The sequence below is a fragment of the Pelosinus baikalensis genome (assembly GCF_020819555.1).
GTDB classification, from domain to species: domain Bacteria; phylum Bacillota; class Negativicutes; order DSM-13327; family DSM-13327; genus Pelosinus; species Pelosinus baikalensis.
This window is the reverse complement of sequence record NZ_JAJHJB010000108.1, coordinates 1-1801: the sequence shown is the minus strand read 5'-3', so window position 1 is coordinate 1801 and position 1801 is coordinate 1. Positions and strand designations below refer to the sequence as shown.

At 34.7% G+C, this 1801-nt stretch carries 2 protein-coding genes; both read right to left on the bottom strand.

Annotated elements, in window-relative coordinates:
* Nucleotides 1-274 precede the first annotated feature (274 nt).
* Nucleotides 275-1294, bottom strand: a complete 1020-nt coding sequence (locus LMF89_RS25270; RefSeq protein WP_229537573.1) for a class I adenylate-forming enzyme family protein — start codon at nt 1292-1294, stop codon at nt 275-277.
* Nucleotides 1295-1327: 33 nt separating this feature from the next.
* Nucleotides 1328-1588 carry a hypothetical protein gene (locus LMF89_RS25265; protein WP_229537572.1) on the bottom strand — a complete coding sequence of 87 codons (261 nt, stop codon included), beginning with the start codon at nt 1586-1588 and terminating at the stop codon, nt 1328-1330.
* Nucleotides 1589-1801 lie beyond the last annotated feature (213 nt).

Here is a 1801-nt window from a genome sequence, read left to right as displayed (position 1 = left end):
TTTTTGAAGTGATCATTTTTTTCTAGTGAGGGCTTGACTTTAGTTAGCTGGTCTCATGTCTTGTCCTGCGACAATCAGGGATTAAGCGTAATTTAGGCTTTACCTGCAGTTATCTTTTTCAGATTATATTTTGCTTACTGTTTCAACATCGCAATTGGTTTCGTATGCAAGAAAGCGAACGAAAAAACGTCGATTATCCCGGCAAGGATGCTGTATATCGCTTTCTTAATTGCCCCAATTTCTCTTGGCAACGTTTTTTGTCTGCTTTGAGCAGCTACTTAATCGGCCTACCAACAGCACCTTTCTTTGTTTCTAATTCTTCAGATTTTAGAATTGTTAGTCTTGCCGTTGCTTCTGTCTGCCCATACATTATAAACACTTTAAGTCCGGGGAATAATCTCATCAACTCTTCTATAATCCAATCTGAGATGGGTTCACCAGCAAACGTCACATAACGTAATGCCGTCAAATTACGTTTACCTATACTTGATCGTTTTAATAGCATAACGAAGTTAGAAGCCACACCTGCCAGACTATTGCACTTCTCCAAATTATCGAAAATTAGATTAGGGAACAAAGAGTTGTGATTTAGTGTCAATGTTGCTCCTTTATCCAAATGACTCAAAATAAGCGAATTGCCATAAGAATAATAAAATGGAATAATGACTAACATGTTATCGCTGTTATTTATACCAATCCTCTCATTTATCGCTTCCATGTTCGAAAGTAGATTCTTATGAGTTAAGCATACTCCCTTTGCTTTCCCCATCGTCCCCGACGTATATAAAATTAATGTTGTGTCTTCTTCATTTATCTTATTACTTTGAAGGCAATCCCTACTATAATCGTGGTTAACTAATGCCTCTTTAAATGAAATACAATCATCATCCTCAACGTAAACACCTGTTTCATTACTGAATGTGCAATCCACTACTATGATTTTTGACTTTGGATGAATATCGTTTAAATTTATTCTACCTTTACTATCAGTAAATAACAGACTGAAACTGCAATCTTTAAGAATGTGATCAAGCATTTGTCCCTTTAATTCTGGATTAACAGGAACTGCAATATGGCCAGCGCGTATTATTGCAAAATAACAGATAATATATTCAATAGAATTCTTCAACATTATTCCAATAACACTTTGGGGAGGAAACTCGGATAAATATCTTGATACATTGTACGATTTGTTTTCCAAATCTAAAAAAGTAAGTACCCTATGATCGCTTTTTATAAAAACATTGTCTCCGTATAAATGCGCACTTTTAGATAAAATATCATGTATCAACATACGATTGACTCCTTAAAATGTAAAATAATTTAATCATAATAATTCAATTACACCCAATTTTTCTGCATTTGCAGATACCATCTCTAGACAATATCCATTCTTCATTTTATTTAAAGCCGCTTCTCTGCTGATCATGCCTTTTCTTATTAACTGACTAGCGTCTTGAATATAAGGATTATATCCATATTGTTTTTCGTGAAAATAATTGGCAAGACTATTTAGCAAACAATTAGTTGAATTTGCATCAGTATGACGAGGGGACGGTGGATGCGTCTTATCAGCCTTTTTCAACAATCCCTTACTTACTCCGCCTGGATATTGCTAATAGATAAACTTCGTCCTTTAAGATTTATCTTGCTCTACTCCAATGCCCTTTTTTATAGGATAAATCGCTTTAAAAGTCATTGCGTCTAGCAAAAGGTATAGATTCCCAAATATATTGAAATACATTCAAATCGAGTAGGAGCTGAATAATTATTTTATCCAGCGACCTCTCACACCACCGTA